Source organism: Mesonia hippocampi (assembly GCF_014197445.1).
Taxonomy (GTDB): Bacteria; Bacteroidota; Bacteroidia; order Flavobacteriales; family Flavobacteriaceae; genus Mesonia; species Mesonia hippocampi.
In genome coordinates this window covers 89972-109540 of record NZ_JACIFO010000004.1, presented here as the reverse complement: position 1 = coordinate 109540, position 19569 = coordinate 89972, and the positions used below count along the sequence as shown (strand labels likewise).

Annotated in this window: 18 protein-coding genes; 11 read left to right on the top strand and 7 right to left on the bottom strand. The window is 34.8% G+C overall.

Features of this window, described 5'->3' with window-relative positions:
- Positions 1-3: 3 nt before the first annotated feature.
- Both purE and GGR32_RS05980 read right to left on the bottom strand, forming a co-directional pair.
- Positions 4-489, bottom strand: a complete 486-nt coding sequence (purE, locus tag GGR32_RS05985; RefSeq protein WP_183477285.1) for a 5-(carboxyamino)imidazole ribonucleotide mutase — start codon at positions 487-489, stop codon at positions 4-6.
- Entirely contained in the window at positions 482-1645 is a 1164-nt protein-coding gene (locus GGR32_RS05980) for a 5-(carboxyamino)imidazole ribonucleotide synthase (protein WP_183477284.1), read from the bottom strand. The genes purE and GGR32_RS05980 overlap by 8 nt, the downstream gene beginning before the upstream one ends.
- Before the next feature lie 157 nt (positions 1646-1802).
- On the opposite strand from GGR32_RS05980, the gene hpt reads away from it, so the two are divergent.
- The 9 genes from hpt to GGR32_RS05935 all read left to right on the top strand — a co-directional run bounded on the left by hpt (position 1803) and on the right by GGR32_RS05935 (position 9580).
- Positions 1803-2330 carry a hypoxanthine phosphoribosyltransferase gene (gene hpt, locus GGR32_RS05975; RefSeq protein ID WP_183477283.1) on the top strand — a complete coding sequence of 176 codons (528 nt, stop codon included), beginning with the start codon at positions 1803-1805 and terminating at the stop codon, positions 2328-2330.
- A 2-nt stretch (positions 2331-2332) separates the two neighbouring features.
- The gene (locus GGR32_RS05970; protein WP_183477282.1) at positions 2333-2905 is read left to right on the top strand and encodes an adenylate kinase; all 573 of its coding nucleotides are present in this window, start codon (positions 2333-2335) and stop codon (positions 2903-2905) included.
- A gap of 15 nt (positions 2906-2920) precedes the next feature.
- The gene (gene obgE, locus GGR32_RS05965) at positions 2921-3931 is read left to right on the top strand and encodes a GTPase ObgE (RefSeq protein WP_183477281.1); all 1011 of its coding nucleotides are present in this window, start codon (positions 2921-2923) and stop codon (positions 3929-3931) included.
- 83 nt (positions 3932-4014) lie between these two features.
- Entirely contained in the window at positions 4015-4539 is a 525-nt protein-coding gene (locus GGR32_RS05960; RefSeq protein ID WP_183477280.1) for a DUF4136 domain-containing protein, read from the top strand.
- 59 nt (positions 4540-4598) lie between these two features.
- Positions 4599-5951: a UDP-N-acetylmuramate--L-alanine ligase gene (locus GGR32_RS05955; RefSeq protein ID WP_183477279.1), complete on the top strand. Its 1353-nt coding sequence runs from the start codon at positions 4599-4601 to the stop codon at positions 5949-5951.
- Between the two features lie 114 nt (positions 5952-6065).
- Positions 6066-6764, top strand: a complete 699-nt coding sequence (gene radC / locus GGR32_RS05950; RefSeq protein ID WP_183477278.1) for a RadC family protein — start codon at positions 6066-6068, stop codon at positions 6762-6764.
- Positions 6761-8065: a DUF7033 domain-containing protein gene (locus GGR32_RS05945; protein WP_183477277.1), complete on the top strand. Its 1305-nt coding sequence runs from the start codon at positions 6761-6763 to the stop codon at positions 8063-8065. The genes radC and GGR32_RS05945 overlap by 4 nt, the downstream gene beginning before the upstream one ends.
- Positions 8049-8744, top strand: coding sequence for a YjjG family noncanonical pyrimidine nucleotidase (locus GGR32_RS05940; RefSeq protein ID WP_183477276.1), 696 nt, complete (start codon positions 8049-8051; stop codon positions 8742-8744). Before GGR32_RS05945 ends, GGR32_RS05940 begins: the two co-directional genes overlap by 17 nt.
- Positions 8744-9580, top strand: a complete 837-nt coding sequence (locus tag GGR32_RS05935) for a hypothetical protein (RefSeq protein WP_183477275.1) — start codon at positions 8744-8746, stop codon at positions 9578-9580. The genes GGR32_RS05940 and GGR32_RS05935 overlap by 1 nt, the downstream gene beginning before the upstream one ends.
- Here the strand turns inward: GGR32_RS05935 and GGR32_RS05930 are convergent.
- Entirely contained in the window at positions 9577-10854 is a 1278-nt protein-coding gene (locus tag GGR32_RS05930; RefSeq protein ID WP_183477274.1) for a replication-associated recombination protein A, read from the bottom strand. The genes GGR32_RS05935 and GGR32_RS05930 overlap by 4 nt on opposite strands.
- 149 nt (positions 10855-11003) lie before the next feature.
- Between GGR32_RS05930 and GGR32_RS05925 the strand changes: the two genes are divergently transcribed.
- Positions 11004-11801: a rhomboid family intramembrane serine protease gene (locus GGR32_RS05925; RefSeq protein WP_183477273.1), complete on the top strand. Its 798-nt coding sequence runs from the start codon at positions 11004-11006 to the stop codon at positions 11799-11801.
- Here the strand turns inward: GGR32_RS05925 and rlmB are convergent.
- The 4 genes from rlmB to GGR32_RS05905 form a co-directional block, all read right to left on the bottom strand.
- Positions 11798-12532 (bottom strand): 23S rRNA (guanosine(2251)-2'-O)-methyltransferase RlmB, encoded by a 735-nt coding sequence (gene rlmB, locus GGR32_RS05920; protein ID WP_183477272.1) that lies wholly within the window; start codon positions 12530-12532, stop codon positions 11798-11800. The genes GGR32_RS05925 and rlmB overlap by 4 nt on opposite strands.
- 65 nt (positions 12533-12597) lie before the next feature.
- Complete coding sequence (locus tag GGR32_RS05915) at positions 12598-14019, bottom strand: RagB/SusD family nutrient uptake outer membrane protein (RefSeq protein WP_183477271.1); 1422 nt, start codon at positions 14017-14019, stop codon at positions 12598-12600.
- Positions 14020-14030: 11 nt separating this feature from the next.
- Positions 14031-17210: a SusC/RagA family TonB-linked outer membrane protein gene (locus GGR32_RS05910; protein WP_183477270.1), complete on the bottom strand. Its 3180-nt coding sequence runs from the start codon at positions 17208-17210 to the stop codon at positions 14031-14033.
- A gap of 123 nt (positions 17211-17333) precedes the next feature.
- A complete protein-coding gene (locus GGR32_RS05905) occupies positions 17334-18929 on the bottom strand; it encodes a BamA/TamA family outer membrane protein (RefSeq protein WP_183477269.1) in 1596 nt (531 codons plus the stop codon).
- Positions 18930-19189: 260 nt separating this feature from the next.
- Here GGR32_RS05905 and rpsL point away from each other — a divergent pair, with 260 nt between their 5' ends.
- On the top strand, positions 19190-19564 hold the full coding sequence (gene rpsL / locus GGR32_RS05900; protein ID WP_010230128.1) for a 30S ribosomal protein S12: 375 nt from the start codon (positions 19190-19192) through the stop codon (positions 19562-19564).
- Positions 19565-19569: the final 5 nt, after the last annotated feature.

The window sequence follows — 19569 nt, the reverse complement described above, 5'->3', positions numbered from 1 at the left end:
TGCTTAAGCATTAATCTCTTTAGCACCATTTATTACTTTTTCTTTTAAGTTTTCTTTAAAGGCTATAATTTTATCAAGAATATTTTTATCGGAAGCACCAATAATTTGTGCGGCTAAAATCCCTGCATTTTTAGCACCATCAAGTGCTACGGTTGCAACAGGAACACCTCCTGGCATTTGTAAAATGGAGAGTACAGAGTCCCAACCATCTATAGAGTTTCTAGACTTTACGGGTACTCCAATTACAGGAAGTGGAGAAAGAGAGGCTATCATTCCTGGTAAGTGTGCTGCTCCTCCTGCTCCTGCAATAATTACTTTTAATCCTCGGGTATGTGCTTTTTTTCCGTAGTCGAAAAGCTTTTCGGGAGTTCGGTGTGCAGAGACAATATCTACTTCTACGTCTATACCAAATCCTTTAAGCACATCAATGGCTTCTTGCATTACTGGGAGGTCACTTGTGCTTCCCATAATAATTCCTACTTTATTCATTTTGTTGGCTTATAACTTTAATTTCGTTTTTTACTTTTTCCGCTACTTTTCGTGCTTCATTTATGTCTTTATGAGTTATGGTAACATGCCCCATCTTTCTAAAAGGGCGTGTTTCTTTTTTTCCATAAATATGAGGTATAACCCCAGGCATTTGCATAATTTTTTCAATATTTTTATAAACTACTTGCCCTTGATAGTTTTCATCGCCTACCAAATTTACCATAATTCCTGCAACTTTACTTTCTGTATTTCCTAAGGGAAGGTTTAAAATAGCACGTAGGTGTTGTTCAAACTGGTTAGTAAAACTAGCTTCGATACTGTAGTGACCGCTATTGTGCGGTCTAGGAGCTACTTCATTAACCAAAATTTCATCGTTTTTGGTTTGAAACATTTCTACGGCAAGTAGCCCTACGTGGGCAAAACTTTCGGATACTTTTTTAGCGATGTTTCTTGCTTTTAAAGCGACATTGTCGTTAATGCGAGCAGGGCATATAACGTACTCTACTTGGTTTGCTTCTGGATGAAATTCCATCTCAACCACAGGATAAGTGACTACTTCTCCATTAGGGTTTCTTGCTACAATTACAGCCAGTTCATTTTTAAAGTCTATCATGGCTTCGGCTATACAAGCAACATCGGGAAGGCTGTTAAGTTGCTCTTGATTTTTAATCAGGCTAACCCCTTTACCATCGTATCCGCCAGTGGTGCTTTTCCATACAAAAGGAAAACTCCATTTCTGCTCCTCTACGGCTTTAAGAAGTTCACTTTTGTGAGCGAAAACCTCGAAAGGAGCTGTTGGAATTTGGTGCGTGTTGTAAAATTTTTTTTGGATGCCTTTGTCTTGAATGTTTTTAAGCGTAGCGGAAGAAGGGAATACTTTTTTTCCTTCTTTTTCAAGTTGCTCAAGGGCATCAACGTTTACACTTTCTATTTCAAAAGTGAGTAAATCTACTTTTCGTCCAAACTGTATTACCGTATCGTAATCCATCAAATCACCTACTTCAAAAGTGTTGCAAGCAATACTTGAGGGAGCTTCGGGGTTGGGGTCTATCACCGCAGTAGCGATATCATATTTACGGGTTTCGTAGAGTAACATTTTACCTAGTTGACCGCCTCCTAAAATACCGAGGGTGAAATTAGATGAGAAGTAATTCATAACAAAAAAGTTTAAGCAAAAATAAGTTTTCTAAGCATTTTAGCCTAAGTTTACAACTGAAAATCTTTACAGTTATAGAATATAGAATAGTTGGTTATAGCTCCTTTTTTTAGAAGTTTACGTATCTTTGTGTTTTTATGTAAAATAATAAATCGCTATGATTCAGCTTCACGACTTAGAATTTGTCCCTTTTATATCCTCCAAGGAAATAAAAAATAGGGTGGTAGAATTAACTAAAAAAATAGCTGAAGATTACAAAGGGGAAACCCCTGTTTTTCTAGGAATACTTAACGGCTCTTATCAGTTTTTAGCTTCAATAACCTCCCATTATAAAGCAGATTGTGAGGTGGAGTTTACTAAGCTTAGCTCTTATCAGGGAATCCATACCACAACATGTGTAAGGCAGTTGATAGGCGTAGAAAACCTAAAAAATAAAGACATAATAATTGTAGAAGATATTGTAGATACAGGAAACACATTGGTTTCTATCGTAGAAAATTTAAAAGCTTTAGAAGTAAAATCGTATCGTGTAGCTACACTTTTTCATAAACCAGAAGCCTATCAGAAGAATATTAAATTGGATTACGTAGGTTTTGAAATTCCCAATAAATTTATTGTAGGATACGGTTTAGATTATGATGGCTTAGGAAGAAATTTATCAGAAATATATCAATTAAAGCATTAAGAATGACGAATATAGTATTGTTTGGGCCTCCGGGAGCAGGAAAAGGAACACAAGCAGAATTTTTAAAAGAAAAATATAACTTAGTACATATATCTACAGGCGATGTATTTAGGTATAATATAAAAAATGGTACAGATTTAGGGAAACAAGCCAAAGTTTTTATAGATGAAGGAAAGCTGGTGCCAGACGAGATTACCATTGGAATGCTAGAAGCAGAAGTAGATAAAAATAAAGAAGCAGAAGGTTTTATTTTTGATGGTTTCCCAAGAACAGAAGCACAAGCCGATGCACTGGAAAACTTTTTAAATAAAAAACAAACTAAAGTAGATGCAATGTTAGCCCTAGAGGTAGATGATGAGGTTTTAGTACAACGTTTGTTAGAACGCGGAAAAACATCTGGACGCGTAGACGATGCTAACGAAGAAGTAATTAGAAAACGTATAAAAGTATACTATAACGAAACAGCCATTTTAAAATCATATTACCAGAAAAAAGACAAGTATTACGGGGTAGATGGAGTAGGTAGTATACAAGAAATAACAACACGCCTAAGTGAAGTTATCGATAAATTATAAATTTAAAGAAAACCAGTGAGAGAAGGAAATTTTATAGATTATGTAAAGTTACATGTAACGTCGGGGAAAGGCGGTAGAGGTTCTGCACATTTGCATAGAGAAAAATATATTGATAAAGGCGGTCCAGATGGCGGAGATGGCGGAAGAGGAGGACATGTAATTATTCGTGGCGATAAAAATCTTTGGACGCTTTTTGAGTTTAATTTTAAACGCCATATTCGAGCAGGACATGGAGAAAACGGAGGGAAACAACGCAGTACCGGAAGAGATGGTGAAGATAAATACATCAACGTACCCCTAGGTACAGTAATTAGAGATACCGATACCCAAGAGGTAATTGCAGAAATTATAGAAGAAGGACAAGAATATATCATCGCAAAAGGCGGTTTAGGCGGAAGAGGAAACTGGCATTTTAAAACCTCTACCAACCAGACTCCTCGTTATGCACAACCAGGAATAGAAGGAGAAGAAAAAGACATAACATTAGAATTAAAAGTACTAGCAGACGTAGGCTTAGTAGGTTTTCCAAATGCAGGGAAATCAACCCTATTGTCTGTAATTACTGCCGCTAAACCCAAAATTGCCAACTATGAGTTTACCACATTAAAACCTAATTTGGGGATAGTTAAATACCGAGATTTTAGAACCTTTGTAATGGCAGATATTCCAGGAATTATAGAAGGAGCTGCCGAAGGAAAAGGACTAGGATATAGATTTTTAAGACATATAGAAAGAAATTCAACATTACTTTTCTTAATTCCTTGTGATGCAGAAGATGTTAAAAAACAATACGATATCTTGGTAGATGAGCTTAGGCGTTATAACCCAGAACTACTAGATAAGGATAGGATTGTGGCCATCTCCAAAACAGATATGCTAGATGAAGAACTTAAAAAAGAAATGGATGCTGAACTGAAACATCAATTCTCAGATGTACCTTATTTATTTATTTCGGCAGTAGCACATCAAGGCATTCAGGAGTTGAAAGATGCACTATGGGAAGTTTTAAATAAAGAAGTGGAATAAATTAACTACTTTTAGTATATTGAAGAACAATTAAAGAAATATGATTAGGACTTTAATTGTTCTTTGTATTTAAAGCCAATATCATGAAGTTTATAGTTGTTTTTTTTGTAATGTTTACGGTTGCTGCTTGTGGTCCTAAAATATATGTAGATTACGATCCGGAGGTAGATTATACCAAACTTTCAAGTTATACCTTTATCGAAAATGAAGTTGAAGCTTTAAACGAACTAGACCAAAAACGCTTTACAACCGCTATCCAAGAGTACTTAAAAAAGCAAAATTATCATTTTAACAATACGCCAGTTGTAGGAATACAATTATTAACAAACTTAGCAGATAGGCAGACGCATAGCACTATAGGAATTGGTGTTGGCGGAGGTGGCGGTCATATAAATGGCGGTATATCGGGAGGGATTCCCATTACTCAAACCAAAAAATATTTACAAGTAACCCTAAACCTCGTTTTTCTAAAGAATAGAGAGTTGTTTTGGCAAGCAACAACAGAAGTCGTATTTAACCCAAATATGAACCCCGAAGAAAGGGAACAGTTTTTTAAAGCTTTAGCAAACCAGCTCTTAAAAAAATACCCGCCTAAAAAGAAAAAATAAAATGCTGAGTTGCCCTTTGCTTATACATTTTTTACCTTTACATTTTTAAGAAATCACCCATGCGTATACATTTTATAGCCATAGGAGGAAGTGCTATGCACAACTTAGCCTTGGCATTACACCAGCAAAAACATCAAGTAACAGGAAGTGACGATGCTATTTTTGAACCTTCTAAATCACGTTTAGAAAAAGCAGGAATTCTACCCGAAAAATTAGGATGGTACCCTGAAAAAATAAACACAGCTATAGATGTAGTTATTTTGGGAATGCATGCGCAGCAGGATAACCCTGAGTTAGCCAAGGCACAAGACTTAGGGCTTAAAATATATTCGTATCCAGAGTTTTTATACGAGCAAAGTAAAGATAAAACACGAGTAGTAATAGCTGGTTCTCATGGAAAAACCACCATAACATCTATGATTTTACACGTGCTTAATTATCATGATAGAGAAGTAGACTTTATGGTAGGCGCTCAATTAGAAGGCTTTGATACCATGGTTCATCTTACAGAAGAGAATGATTTTATTGTTATTGAAGGCGATGAATATTTATCATCTCCTATAGATAGTAGGCCTAAATTTTTATGGTACCAACCTAATATTGCATTAATTAGTGGTATTGCTTGGGACCATATCAATGTTTTTCCAACTTTCGAAAATTATTTAGAACAATTTTCAGCTTTTACCGAAACCATGGTAAACGGAAGCATTTTAATTTATAATGAAGAAGATAAACAGCTTGAAGAAATAGCAGCTAAAGCAACCAAGCCTACTAGAAAGCAAGCCTATCAAACGCCAGCATATAGAGTAGAGAATGGAGAAACTTACTTAGAAACCCCAGAAGGAGAAATGCCCCTAGAAGTTTTTGGTAAACATAATTTACAAAACCTTGCTGGAGCTAAATGGGTATGCCAGCATATGGGTATAGATGAAGAAGATTTTTACGAAGCAATAGCGAGTTTTACAGGAGCTTCTAAACGTTTAGAAAAAATAGCAGAAAATCCGTCGGCAGTGGTCTTTAAAGATTATGCCCATAGCCCATCTAAAGTAAAAGCAACTACCAAAGCAGTAAAAAACCAATACCCTAATAAAAAATTATTGGCTTGTTTAGAGTTGCATACCTATAGTAGTTTAAATACAAATTTTTTAGAAGAATATAAAAACGCATTAGCAGAAGCAGATGAAGCTGTAGTGTTTTACTCTCCAGAAGCAGTAAAATTAAAGCGATTAGAAATGATTGATGAAGCGCGTATAAAAGAAGCCTTTGGGCATAAAAACCTTAAGGTATATACTTCTCCAGAAAAATTCAAGCAATTTCTAGCAGCTACTTCATACCAAAATACCGTGCTGCTATTAATGAGTAGTGGAAATTATGGAGGTTTAGATTTTGAAGAAATAAAAACTTGGCTATAAACTGTTTTTTATTTTTAGAATAAGAAAGTTGCTGTAAGTATAAGCCTAATTAGATAAACAAATTAATTTTAGTTATCTTTAAGAAGTTTCAGAACAAATAAAGAGGCTAAAGTTATGGCAAAAACCCCATCGTTTTCAATAAAAAAATGGGCAGTAGATGATCGTCCACGAGAAAAACTCTTGCTAAAAGGTAAAGAAAGCTTGAGTGATGCCGAACTTATAGCTATACTTATTGGTTCTGGAAATAAAACAGAAAGTGCAGTAGAATTATCCAAGCGTATTTTGGCAGATGCCTCCAACAAATTTAATCAGTTAGGAAAACTCACCGTAAAAGAGCTCATAACTTACGTTGGGATAGGAGAAGCAAAAGCCATAAGTATTATAGCTGCTTTAGAGATAGGGCGGCGTAGAAGGTTAGAAGAAGCCTTAACGCAACCTAAAATTACCTCTAGCTCAACTGCTTTTGAAATTTTAAAACCTATCTTGGAAGATTTACCTCATGAAGAATTTTGGATTCTTTACCTAAATAATGCCAATAAAGTATTACAACGGCATCAGCTAAGCAAAGGTGGTATTACAGGAACACTTGTAGATGTAAGGTTGATATTTAAACAAGCCTTAAGCCTAGGCGCTACGGCCATTATAGCAGCACATAATCATCCGTCGGGAAAATTAACGCCTAGCCGAAGCGATATAGAAATTACCAAAAAATTAAAACTAGCAGGAAAAAGTTTAGATATAAAATTGTTAGATCATCTTATTGTAACACAAAACACGTATCTTAGTTTTGCAGATGAAGGACTTTTAGAATGAAAACCAATACCAATACCCAACTGCTTGTTTATACCGATGTGCAAAACCTTCGGGTTACTTATGCTTTTAAGCATATTTGTACAACTATTTTAGGGTTAGAGATAGCTTTTACATCAGTGATAGAAGAGTTTATAGCCTTTCAAGGCATGAAACTTTCTTATGGTAAAAAACGTTTGGGCAAGCAATTATTTATTCAGCAAGGAGGACTTTTGTGGGAACACGGCATTAACCCTATTGATGTTTTTGTTTTTCCGTGGGAAGAAACAAAATGCTTCTATAAAACATCTGAAGATAGTGATTTGCCCTTCGATATATTTTCGGCTAGCTTTTACCTGTTAAGCCGTTATGAAGAATATACACCACACGTTAAAGATAGCGTAGGGAGGTTTCCTGTAGAGGAGAGCTTAGCGTATAAACATAAATTTTTGCGGCAGCCAGTTATCGATATATGGGCAAATAAATTTAAAAAAATTCTCCAGCAAAAATATCCAAATAAAAAATTTCCAGAACCCCAACTTAAAAACATAAATATTTTAACCGTTCACGAAGCCTATAAATACAAGAAAAAAGGAATTGTTAGAAATGTAGGGGCTGGCTTTAGAGATATTGTTAAACTTCAGTTTTATCAGGTTTTAGAGCGTTTGCAAGTAATAAGCTTTATTAAAGATGATCCTTACGATATTTATAAGGAGTTTGTGCAGTTTTCTAAAAAGGAAAAAATAGCTTGGAACTATATGTTTCAACTTAGCGATTATTCTATCTACAATAAAAATATTAGCTATCATAAAATAAATTACCGAACCCTGATAAAATCTTTAGGAGATTATGGTGTTTTAGGGCTGCTCCCAGGATACGAAGCATTAGGAGATATTACTGTTCTTAAAAAAGAAAAACAACGTTGGGAACATATCGTTAATAGGCCTTTGCAACGTTTGTTAATAATTAATTACGGACTTAACTTACCTAACTATTACAACAATTGCGAAAAATTAGAATTGACGCAAGATTACTCGATGTTTTATCCAGAACATATAGGTTTTAGAGCAGGTACATCCTTTCCGTTTTTCTTTTACGACATCAGTATGGAAAGCATATCGCCATTGCGTATTTTTCCGATGTTATTTAGTAGTATGAGTTTTGAAAACTTAACTTTTTTTGAGGTGAAGAAAACTTTAATGAACATAAAGGAACAGATGAAAAAAAATGGCGGTAACTTTGGGTTGGTATTTGCTAACAAGGATTTTGAACACGCCGAAAACCGACAAAAATATTTATCACTTATCCATGCACTTAATCAATAACAACATAGAGCATATTTTCTTTGATTTAGACCATACACTTTGGGATTTCGAAAAAAATTCTGCATTAAGTTTTCAGTATATATTTCAACAAGCAGGCTTATCTATAGATATGGCTGCTTTTTTAAAAGTTTACAATCCAATAAATGATAATTATTGGAAGTTGTACCGAGAAGACAAAATACCAAAAGATGCCTTGCGTACAGGCAGGCTGGTAGATACATTCGAGCAGTTAAATATTACTTATAACATTGCATTGGTAACAACCCTTGCCGATGCCTATATTCAGCATCTTCCTCAAAATAATTACTTGTTAGAAGGGGTAGAAGAATGTTTGGAGTACCTCAAGAAAAATTATAAATTGCACATTATTACGAATGGATTTAGCGAGGTGCAACATGTAAAATTAAAAAAATCGGGTATTAAAGATTATTTTTTAAGTATTACCACCTCAGAAGAAGCGGGAGTTAAAAAACCACATCCTTTAATTTTTGAAAAGGCCTTGCATAAGGCAGCTGCAGAAAATAAAAACGCCCTTATGATTGGTGATAATTTAGAGGCAGATATTCTTGGCGCTAAGCAATTTGGAATGCAAAGCGTTTATTTTAATACACGAGGAGAAAAACATAACTATAACGGAAAGCAAATAGCTAAATTAAGCGAACTAAAACATATTTTATAATGAAACAGATAACACATTTACTAGTAGCAATAAGTGTATTTACGATAAGTTTTTCTGGTTTTTCGCAAGGTGAATCTGCAGCAAAAGACATGCTGAATAATTATAAAAATGTTGTAGTACCGATAGAGTTTAAACTGCTTTCAGAAAAAAATCAGTACTTATTAAATTCATTAACCAAGCATTTACTTAGCCAAAAAGGTTTTACTACTTATATGGATGTAGAAGTGCGTAAGGGAGAAGTTCCTGAAATTCGTCTTAATCCGTGTAGCGCGTTGTATGCAAGTTTGGAAGGAACAGAAGTTACCATGTTCTCTTTTGTAACAAAAGTAAAACTTGTCTTAAAAAATTGCCATGAAGAAGTTGTTTACGAAACAGGTTTTGGTTCTAGCAGAGAAAAAGATTACAAAGAGGCTTATCAAGAAGCCTTGCGTAAAGCTTTTGCAGATTTAGAGAATACAGCTTACGAGTATAATGGAAGCAATGGTTTGCAAATAAACACTTCGGTTGCTGTTGTGGAAAAAAATGACCATAAAAATAGTGAAGCAGCGCAATTACCTGTAAAATCTAAAACATTAGAAGCGTTGGCAGGGCGGAAGTATCGATATAATAACCAAACCTATACCTTAAGGAAGATAGAAGCAGGTTTTATACTCGAAGAAGGCGAAAATCAAAAACGTTACGCTTTTATTAGCCCTACCGATGGTGATTTTTTATACAATTCAGAAAGCATAAATGGGACATTAAAAATAACCACCAATAATAATTTAAAAGTCACTTATTTTGATACTGCTATAGGGAAGTTACAACATATTATTTATGGGTTAATGGCAGATTAATAATTGTATTTTCCTTTCCATTTTTTTTGTAAATCTTGTAAATATAAATGCTCTTTTTTATTGTTTCCAGGAATATAGAGTTTCGTATTTTCTATTTCTGAGGGTAGGTAATTTTGCTGTACGAAATTATTAGGGAAATCGTGAGCGTATTTATACTCGTTACCGTAACCTAAATCTTTCATAAGCTTTGTGGGGGCATTTCTTAACGCAATAGGCACAGATAAATCACCTGTTTGTTTTACCAGTTGTTGCGCATGATTAATAGCCATATAAGCTGCATTACTTTTTGGAGAAGTAGCTAAATAAATAGCACATTGGCTTAAAATAATTCTTGCTTCGGGGTAGCCAATCGTGGTAACCGCTTGAAATGTGTTATTTGCCATAATGAGTGCGGTAGGATTTGCAAGACCTATATCTTCACTTGCAGAAATAATCATTCTTCGGGCAATAAACTTAATATCTTCTCCGCCTTCTATCATTCGGGCAAGCCAATATACAGCTGCATTGGGGTCGCTTCCGCGGATAGATTTTATAAAAGCAGAAATGATGTCATAGTGTTGTTCGCCAGTTTTGTCATAACGTACGGTGTTTTGTTGTACTTTTTCAGTTACTAATTTATTGGTAATAACAACAGTGTTGGTATTAACAGCATTTACAAGTAATTCAAAAATATTTAAAAGTTTTCGAGCATCTCCGCCACTAAGCCTTAATAAGGCATCTGTTTCTTTAAGCGTGATACGTTTTTTCTGTAAAAACTCATCTTTAGCTATGGCTCTTTCTAATAAATCTAATAAATCATTTTTACTAAATTCGTTAAGTGTGTACACTTGACATCGTGATAATAATGCCGGAATAACTTCAAAACTAGGATTCTCTGTAGTGGCACCAATTAAGGTAACCCAACCTTTCTCTACAGCTCCAAGCAGCGAGTCTTGCTGAGATTTTGAAAACCTATGTATCTCATCAATAAATAAAATAGGATTTTTAACCGTAAATAAACCGTCTTGCTTCTTTGCCTTCTCGATTACCTCCCTAACATCTTTTACACCGCTATTAATTGCACTTAAGGTAAAAAAAGGCCTATCGGTAGTATTTGCGATAATAGTAGCCAGTGTAGTTTTGCCAACACCTGGAGGCCCCCAAAGAATTAGTGAAGGGATTACCCCGCGTTCTATTTGTTGGCGTAAAGCTCCATTTTTTCCTATTAGATGTGCTTGGCTGACATAATCACCTAACGATTTTGGACGTAGCCTTTCTGCTAAAGGTTGTTGCATGTTTATTTTTTTGTAAAGATAATTCTATTTCTATAAAATAGTAAATAGGAGTAATTATAAGCATTACTTTAATTCCTAATATAGGAAATAATAACTGCCATTATTTCGTGGTTATTATTTTTGGCTATCTTTTTGTATACTTAATGTATATGAAATCGAAAAAAGATTTATTTTTTAAAATAGATATAAAAACCATAGGGATACCTTTACTTGCTGTTTTAGTAATTTGGTTGGTTTATTGGGCAGAAATACGTTTTGGATTGTTTCTAAATCCTTATGGGGTACAGCCGCGTAGTATAACAGGCTTGAGGGGTATTGTTTTTTCACCGTTTATTCATGGTAGTATAGAGCATTTGTATAGTAATACAATTCCTATTTTTTTACTTAGTTTCAGTCTGTTTTACTTTTACAGGAAATTGGCCGCCGCTGTTTTAATAGGAAGTTGGTTGTTTTCGGGTGCTTTTATATGGTTTATTGGCGAAAGTTATAGTACGCACATAGGCGCTAGTGGAATAGTTTATGGGTTGGCTAGTTTTTTATTTTTTAAAGGAATATGGTCTAAGCATTACCGGTTAATGGCTTTAAGCTTGGTTGTTGTTTTCTTTTATGGGAGTTTTGTTTGGGGAATTTTACCTGGACGAGAAGGGATTTCTTGGGAAGGACATTTGGGAGGCTTTATAGCAGGTGTGTTGTTGGCATTACTGTATAAGAAATACCAGTTGCCCCAGAAAAAATATACTTGGGAGGAAGCAAATTTTAATGATGAAGAGGATGAGTTTATGCGTCATTTTGATAAAGACGGAAACTTTATTCCGTCTTCAGAGCTTTATCCTCAAGGCGAAGAAACTACAACCGATATTACTACTATGGATGATACTAAAGTTTCTCCTCCAAGAATTGTGTATTGCTTACGGCAAAAAACTAAAGGTGATAAACATTCAGATTAAAGTCGTTGGCGAACAATTTCATATAGAAAAACACCACAAGCAACAGATACATTTAAGGAAGAGATCTCTCCGAGCATAGGGAGTTTAGCCTTATGGTTTGCCATACTTAATATGGTTTTAGAGACTCCTTTGCCTTCGCTTCCCATAATAATAGCCAAGGGTTTTTTTAGGTCTATATCATAAACGGTATTTTCTGTTTTTTCGGTGGCAGCAAGGGTTTCTACTTGGTATGATTGTAAGTAAAACAGCGCATCTTTTATATGGTCTACTTTACATACAGGCATGTTAAAGATGGCTCCGGCAGAAGTTTTTATGGTTTGCGCATTTATAGCTGCTCCACCTTGTTTAGGAATTATTATTCCGCTTACGCCTGTACATTCGGCAGTACGGATTATGGCTCCTACATTTCTAACATCGGTCAATTCATCTAAAACAATAAAAACAGGGTTTTCTTTGTTTTGAAAACTGGTTTCTAAAAGTGTTTCGATGCTTATAAATTTTATTGGCGAAATATTGGCAACAACTCCTTGGTGATTTTCTTTTGTTAGCCTGTTTAGTTTTTGAATAGGAACATAGGATACCGGAATATTAGCTTTTTTTGCCAAGTGTTCTATGTCTTTTATCGGCTGACTTTTTAGTTCTTTCTGAATAAAAATTTTATCGATTTCTTGTTCAGATTTCAACGCTTCAAGGGTGGCGTGAATACCGTAAGTGATTTGTTTGTTTTCCATGGGGTAAAGGTATAAAAAAACCACCCAATTAGGGTGGTTTTGTTTAGAACTTAATGAATGTGAGATTATTTATTTGCATTAACACTTGCGTCAAAATTATCGTTTGAATCAATTTCAACTTGAGGTATTTTTAAAATAAACTTAACGTCATCTGGAGTTAAATCTACTACAACTCGGTGGTTGCTATCACGAGTTATACCTTTTCTGTAGCGTTTTGCATCAAACCACTCTACACCCATTTCTCCATATAGTTCTTTACGTCTTTCTAGAAGGATTTCGTCTAATAGAGCATCTCCTGTATTTCCTGATGCTACAGCATTTGGATCTCTACTTGATTGAACGGCAAAAAGTAAATTTTGAGCTTCGGTGTCTCTTCCTCCTTGTCTGTTTATCGCTTCTGCTTCTGCTAAGATCATTTCAGGGGTTCTTATTAAGGCAACATCTGCATCGAAAGTAAATGTGAACTTTGTTGTAACAAATTCTTGCCAAGTACCAGCAGTTCCTTTTGTGGCAAATAATTTACGTACATCAGAGTTGCTAAATTTATTCACAAAGTTAGCGTTAATATAGGTGCCATTATAAGAAGGGTTTTGATGATCGGCTTGAGCTGCGGGAGCTCCGTAGTAATAATTAGACTGGTCTGAATATTGAGCAAGACCCCATATCCATTCTGTGTTACTCATGTCATTAAAGCCTGAGGCATAGGTGCTAGGAGCTAGAACCGCGCTAGGAGAGCCACCATAAGCAGCATTTGCTGCAGCTTCTACGCCTTGCCAATTATGAGTTGTTTGGTAAACTCTAGCAAGTATAGCGTTTGCTACGTTTACATTTATGTAAGATTTATCTAATCTGCTTTCGTCTAATAAAGGAATAGCTGTTGTGAGGTCATCTATGATAAAATCATAAACTTCCTGCATTGTAGATAAATCTTTCGCATCTTCATTAGTCTTTTTATAGATAGGAAGTGTAGGTAAAGAAGAGTCGTAAGTATACGTGTGTTGGAATTCTAAGGCAAGCTGGAAATAATAGAAAGCTCTCATTGCTAAACCTTGTCCTTTTAGGTTATTCTTGTCTTCTTCACTTAGTTGAGAGTTTTCTACTCCTTCGATAAACACATTAAGCTGGTTGATTATTTCATACGAAAACCTCCAGGTAAAAGAAGTTCTTCTGTAGTTAGCCTCTCTGTTTTCATGTGCATAATCGGAAAGAAACCAAGTTGGCGCTTGTATAATATCATTTCCTTTTACAGTTCGAGCATAATAGATAGAATTTAATCCTCCCGCATCATGAGCATTTGCAACGTATTGACCTCTTGTATTACGGATAATACCAGACATAAAGGTTTCTGCTCCTCCTCGGGTTGCAAAGACAACATCTTCAGAAACAACATCTGAAGGTTTTGGGTCATCTAAAAAATCATCTGAACATGCGACAAAACTTAAGCCAAGTGTTGCTGCAATTGCAATTTTATATATGTAATTTTTCATGTTATTTTTTTTTAAAGTTGGATATTTATTCCGAAAGAAATAGTTCTTAAGATAGAAGATCTACTATCGGTAACTCCAGAGATGCTTTGTTCTGGATCTATTCCATCATGTGTTTGGTATGTCCATAAGTTATCTCCTCTTAAGTAAACTCTAACTTTACTTAGTCCTATATCTTCTATTGCGTCAATAGGAAGGTTGTATCCTAGTGTTAAGGCTTTTAGACGGATATAGTCATTGTCGTATAAGAATCTAGTAGATCTCGAGTTAGACTGGTTTTGAGCAGCTAGTAACCTAGGGACGTTAGTAATGTCTCCTGGTTGTTGCCATCTGTTTTCTAAGTCTGTTGAACCTTGGAAACCTGCTCTTTGTAAACCAGACATTAAGCTAGCATATGAGTTGTCGTATACTTTTGCTCCAAAGCTAAAGTTGAATAAAGCACTAAGATCGAAATTTTTATATTCAAAACTAGTAGAGAAACCTCCTATGATGTCTGGAAGAGATGAACCATCAACATATTTTTTTGTAGCATCTTCATAGTTTTCTGTCGTAGTCTGACTAACCTGATTTGCTAATGTAGGGTTGTTGTACTTCCATTCCTCTAAATCAAATATTCCTTCTCCAACATCTACTTGTCCGTTATTATTGGCATCGTGATAATATTGGTTCCATTGTGCATTTCCATTGTCAGGGTTTACACCTGCCCATTCTTGCATATAGAAATCATAAAGAGATTTTCCTTCTTCCCAACGTTTAGTGCCATTTATAAACGATTGCTGTGTTAACTCAGTGATTTCATTATTATCTAAAGAAAAGTTTAAACCAGTTCTCCATTTAAAGTTTTCACTATCTATATTTAATGTATTTACACTAAATTCCCATCCATAGTTTCGTAATGATCCAACGTTTGTTGTGATTTCTTCATAACCAGTTGATGGTGCGGTTGGTTGATTGTATATAAGGTCTATAGATTTTTTGTTATAGTATTCGATAGTACCATCTATTCTGTTATCAAATAATCCAAACTCTAGTGCGGCACTTGTTAGGGCTGTTTTTTCCCATGATAGTCTAGGGTTTGCAGCTCCGCCTAAATATACACCAATATTAGACCCGTTAGGATATCCTACTTCATAAGCTTGTAAGTAAGGGAAGTATAATTCATTAAGATTGCTGTCTAATATGTTGTTGTTACCAAGCTCTCCGTATGAAGCTCTAAGCTTTAAGAAGTTTATTGTAGAATTGTTTTTTAAGAAGTTCTCTTCGGATATTATCCAACCTCCTCCTACAGAAAAGAAGTCTCCCCATCTAGATTCTTTAGCAAATTTGGTAGAACCATCTCTACGGTAAGAACCTTCAACATAGTATTTATCTTTATAGCTATAGGTAAGTCTTCCTAAATAACCTACAAGTCTTTCTTTGTTAACATATCCGATAGCATCTGTTGGAGATGTTCTTCCTACTAAGAAGCGGTAATCTGGTAAGAAACCTTCTCCTTGAGCACCGAAACGGTCATACTCTTTTTCATAAGCTTCAAAGATAGCGTCAGCGCCAATTGTATGGTCTCCAAATGTTTTTTTGAAGTTTAAGCTATTTATAAAGTTGGTTGTTGTAGTTATGTTTCTATCTTGTGTGATACGACCGTTAACATTAGAAGCGTACCCAACTTCGCTATTGGCATAGTCAAAATGATCATAAAGATAATTTTCGTATGATAGGTTTGTTTTAAACGATAAGTAATCTGTAATGTTTACTTTAGCAAATCCGTTTATATTAAAGTTACTTCTTTTGTATTTTGTAGAATAGTTGTATAGAGATCCAACTGCATTTTCGTTAGAAAAGACAGGCCTGCTACTTCCATAATCATAAACAGGATTCCCTAAGTTATCTCTTACTATGCCTCCATTTGCATCTCTTTCGTATAATGGGTATATAGATGCAACATTATAAATCCATTGAATACTACTTTGGTAAGCGTTTCCTGATTGTGTAGGGAACTTTTGCTCAGATAAGCTCATAGATGAGTTTAAACCTATTTCTAACCAGTCGGTAACTTTAGATTCTAAATTTAATCTGGTGGTGATTCTTTCAAAACCAGATTCTTTTACAGATCCTTCTTGGTCTAGATAATTGGCAGATAAGAAATATCTTGATTTTTCGCTACCTCCAGAAAGAGTCATCCCGTATTCTTTTCTAAGTGCTGCTTTTCTTAATAATTCATTTTCCCAATTTGTATCCCATAGTAATTTTGCACCAGGTACTAAATTACCATTGGCATCAATAGGTGTAGCAACATTATAAGGGTTGTACCCTAATTCTGAGATTATGAGGTTAGAAGCGTTTTGTCCAGCAGTAGCCATATCTGCACCATTATCCATTATGGCGTTTCTTTTTGCTTCCCAATAATATTTCATATAATCTTCAGCGCCTAATACATTGTGCAATTTAACAGCAGGATCAGAGAATCCAGTTACGGCGCTTAAGGTTAATGTTGTAGGGGCATCAAAGCTTCCTTTTTTTGTTGTAATAACGATAACACCGTTTGCTCCTCTTGATCCATATAGAGCTGTAGATGCCGCATCTTTTAATACGTTCATCGACTCTACTTGGTCAGGGCTAATGGCATTTATATTACCGTTAAAAGGAGATCCGTCAACAATGATAAGAGGGTCTGCACTAGCATTAATAGAGCCAACTCCTCTAATTCTTATTGTAGGATTTGTACCTGGTTGACCTCCAGAAGTAATAAGATTTACACCCGGTACATTACCTTGTATTGCACTAGTTACAGAGGTTAGCTGTTGTTTTTCAAGCACTTCGTTGTCTAAAGATACTACAGAGCCAACTAAAGCCCTTTCTTCTTGAGCTCCATAAGCTACAACAATCACTTCTTTAAGTGCTTCTCCTGCTTTTAAGCTTACGCTTATGTTGTTAGAAGCTCCAACTTTTATTTCTTGTGAGGTGAAACCAACATAAGAAAATTCTAATACATCTCCTTGATTCGCACTGATGGAGTAATTTCCGTCAAAATCAGTTTGTGTTCCCGAAGAGGTATTCTTAATTAAAACATTTACTCCTGGTAGCGGCAGTCCCGAATCATCGGTAACCGTACCGGAAATTGTTTTTTGTTGAGCAAAACCGATTTGCACAACAAACGCTAAGAGTAGCGTCAAAATTCCACTAAATTTTGTTCTCATTGTATAATTTATTTGAATTAGCCAATTTCAAAACTCGAAAAAAAAAATGGGTTTCGCAACTATTTACTCTTAAAACCACTAAGTTGGTAAAATAAACAAGGCTTATTTAGGGTTATCTTAATCTTAAAAATTTATTATTAAACTTATGTGAACAATGGTATTTTGTAGGTTAAAGGGTTGATTTTCATGCATTCCGTTGGCGAAACTTAATTTTAATAAACTTTGTTTATTCCTTAATCCTAGTCCAAATCCTAGGCTATAATAATTTCTGTTAAATTTTTTATCGCTTGCATTGCTAAAGTTTGCGAAGTCGATAATAGAATGTATATAAATATTAGGATTTAATAAATAGCGATATTCGGTTTGTAAGCTTGTGTAGAAAGAAGCATATAGTTGGTTTTCTGTAAAACCACGTAGGGAATTTGTGCCGCCAAATCGGTAGAGTTCATTTGTAAGGTAGTTTTTGCTATCTAAGTATGCGGTGTTGTTTTGTAGATGAATGCTGTTTCGGGAATTTAATATGAAACTGTGAGCGGCAGCCGCTTCGATAAAAACTTGTCTGTTTTTACTATTGTTAGTTCTGCTGTTGCCAGCTCCTATAGATGCTTCTATATAGCTATGTTCTTTAATTAGTGATGTAGCACTTGCTGGTGTGTAGTTTAAATTTAAGGTGGCAAATGTTTTGCTGAAATCTTCTTGATTTTGAATAAGGATACTTTCTGTAAGATTATTCGAGCTAATTGCACGATAGCCAATACTGGTTTGTATAGAGGGAGTTATTTGGTAAGATAATTTTATTTCTTGAGTGTTGTTGGTAAAACTACTATCCTGTTTTGTAATGTTAAGGTTTGCGGCAATCCCTATAGGGCTGTTAAATAAAAATGGAATTTTTGCAGAGGCAGAGAATTGTGTTTGTGATTTACCATCATTAAGGTAGTGTATATTGAGCTCTTCACCTGCGTTGAAATTATTTTTTAATAATAAGTTGGCGTTTCCTGTTAATTGAAAATCACCTTCAGAATTGGTAAAACCAATAAAACCGTCAAAAGTATTCGCATTTTTCTTTTTTAAATAAAGGTATAAGGTAGTAGAGTCCTTTGTAAATAGAACTTCTGGAGGTTTTATTTGCGAGGCAAAACCTAGACTGTTTATTTTTTCGGTCTGTTTGGCGATTTGTTCTTTATTAAAGACAATACCGGGTTTAATTTTATATTTATATTTTAGAAAAGCTTTAGGGAAGCTTTCGTATCCTTTAAGCTCTATAGTAGTCACTTTTCGTTGCTGCTGTTGTTTTATTTTTAGTTGAGCTTCTAGCAAATCTTGTTTTATGTTAATCTCAGATAAACCTACCTCTTGGAAAACATAACCTTTCTCTGTATAGAATGCATTTATTTTTTTTAGCAATTTTTCAATGCCTTCAAAGTTGGTGTATATATATAAGGTGTCGTGTTTATGGTTTAGCTCTTTTAGGAGTTCTTGATGTAATAGATTGTTGTGTTTTATGCGGGCGTTTTTAATAGGAGTGTTAAGTTTCCATTTCTCAGTATAGGTCGAGTCGTTTTTTTTAATAAAACCACTTCGTTCAATATTTATATATCCTTGTTGAATTAATTGATTTTGCGTTTGTAGAAGTTTTTCTTCTAAAATTTTAAAATTTTTAAAAGAATTCGAATTTAAATGCTGCTGAAGTAATTTTGTTTCAGTGTCAGAATTGCCCATAAGCTCTATGTTAATTTCTTGGCTGTTTCCAGAAATATAACAAAGGAAAAAGAGTAGTGATATCTTAAAATAGGAAGGGAAAATCATACTAAATATTGATGCGTAAAATTACAGAATTCAGTTTAAGTAAACGTAAAATTTTATAACCTTATTGAAAATTAATTCATTATCGTTTGAATTTTTGCAGAAAACCTTTACATTTGCAAACCCGAAAAAGCGGGATTTTTATTTTTAATATTAATAACAGTGTAAAAGAAATTATGCCAACAATTTCACAATTAGTACGAAAAGGAAGAGCCAAAATAACTAAGAAGAGTAAATCGGCTGCTTTAGATTCGTGTCCTCAAAGAAGAGGAGTGTGTACACGTGTGTATACTACTACACCTAAAAAACCAAACTCGGCAATGCGTAAAGTAGCAAGGGTTAGGTTAACAAACGGGAAGGAAGTGAATGCTTACATCCCAGGTGAAGGTCACAATCTACAGGAGCACTCGATAGTATTAGTTAGAGGTGGAAGGGTAAAAGATCTCCCTGGAGTTCGTTATCACATTGTACGCGGAGCTTTAGATACCGCTGGTGTGGAAGGAAGAACACAACGTAGATCTAAATACGGAGCAAAACGCCCTAAAAAGTAAAACTT

Coding starts and splice junctions, on each gene's coding strand:
- GGR32_RS05980 (WP_183477284.1), bottom strand. CDS start 1,645: ATGAATTACTTCTCATCTAATTTCACCCTCGGTATTTTAGGAGGCGGT.
- purE (WP_183477285.1), bottom strand. CDS start 489: ATGAATAAAGTAGGAATTATTATGGGAAGCACAAGTGACCTCCCAGTA.
- GGR32_RS05955 (WP_183477279.1), top strand. CDS start 4,599: ATGCGTATACATTTTATAGCCATAGGAGGAAGTGCTATGCACAACTTA.
- GGR32_RS05935 (WP_183477275.1), top strand. CDS start 8,744: ATGAAACAGATAACACATTTACTAGTAGCAATAAGTGTATTTACGATA.
- GGR32_RS05930 (WP_183477274.1), bottom strand. CDS start 10,854: ATGCAACAACCTTTAGCAGAAAGGCTACGTCCAAAATCGTTAGGTGAT.
- GGR32_RS05960 (WP_183477280.1), top strand. CDS start 4,015: ATGAAGTTTATAGTTGTTTTTTTTGTAATGTTTACGGTTGCTGCTTGT.
- rlmB (WP_183477272.1), bottom strand. CDS start 12,532: ATGGAAAACAAACAAATCACTTACGGTATTCACGCCACCCTTGAAGCG.
- hpt (WP_183477283.1), top strand. CDS start 1,803: ATGATTCAGCTTCACGACTTAGAATTTGTCCCTTTTATATCCTCCAAG.
- GGR32_RS05915 (WP_183477271.1), bottom strand. CDS start 14,019: ATGAAAAATTACATATATAAAATTGCAATTGCAGCAACACTTGGCTTA.
- GGR32_RS05925 (WP_183477273.1), top strand. CDS start 11,004: ATGAAATCGAAAAAAGATTTATTTTTTAAAATAGATATAAAAACCATA.
- GGR32_RS05905 (WP_183477269.1), bottom strand. CDS start 18,929: ATGGGCAATTCTGACACTGAAACAAAATTACTTCAGCAGCATTTAAAT.
- GGR32_RS05910 (WP_183477270.1), bottom strand. CDS start 17,210: ATGAGAACAAAATTTAGTGGAATTTTGACGCTACTCTTAGCGTTTGTT.
- radC (WP_183477278.1), top strand. CDS start 6,066: ATGGCAAAAACCCCATCGTTTTCAATAAAAAAATGGGCAGTAGATGAT.
- GGR32_RS05945 (WP_183477277.1), top strand. CDS start 6,761: ATGAAAACCAATACCAATACCCAACTGCTTGTTTATACCGATGTGCAA.
- GGR32_RS05940 (WP_183477276.1), top strand. CDS start 8,049: ATGCACTTAATCAATAACAACATAGAGCATATTTTCTTTGATTTAGAC.
- GGR32_RS05970 (WP_183477282.1), top strand. CDS start 2,333: ATGACGAATATAGTATTGTTTGGGCCTCCGGGAGCAGGAAAAGGAACA.
- rpsL (WP_010230128.1), top strand. CDS start 19,190: ATGCCAACAATTTCACAATTAGTACGAAAAGGAAGAGCCAAAATAACT.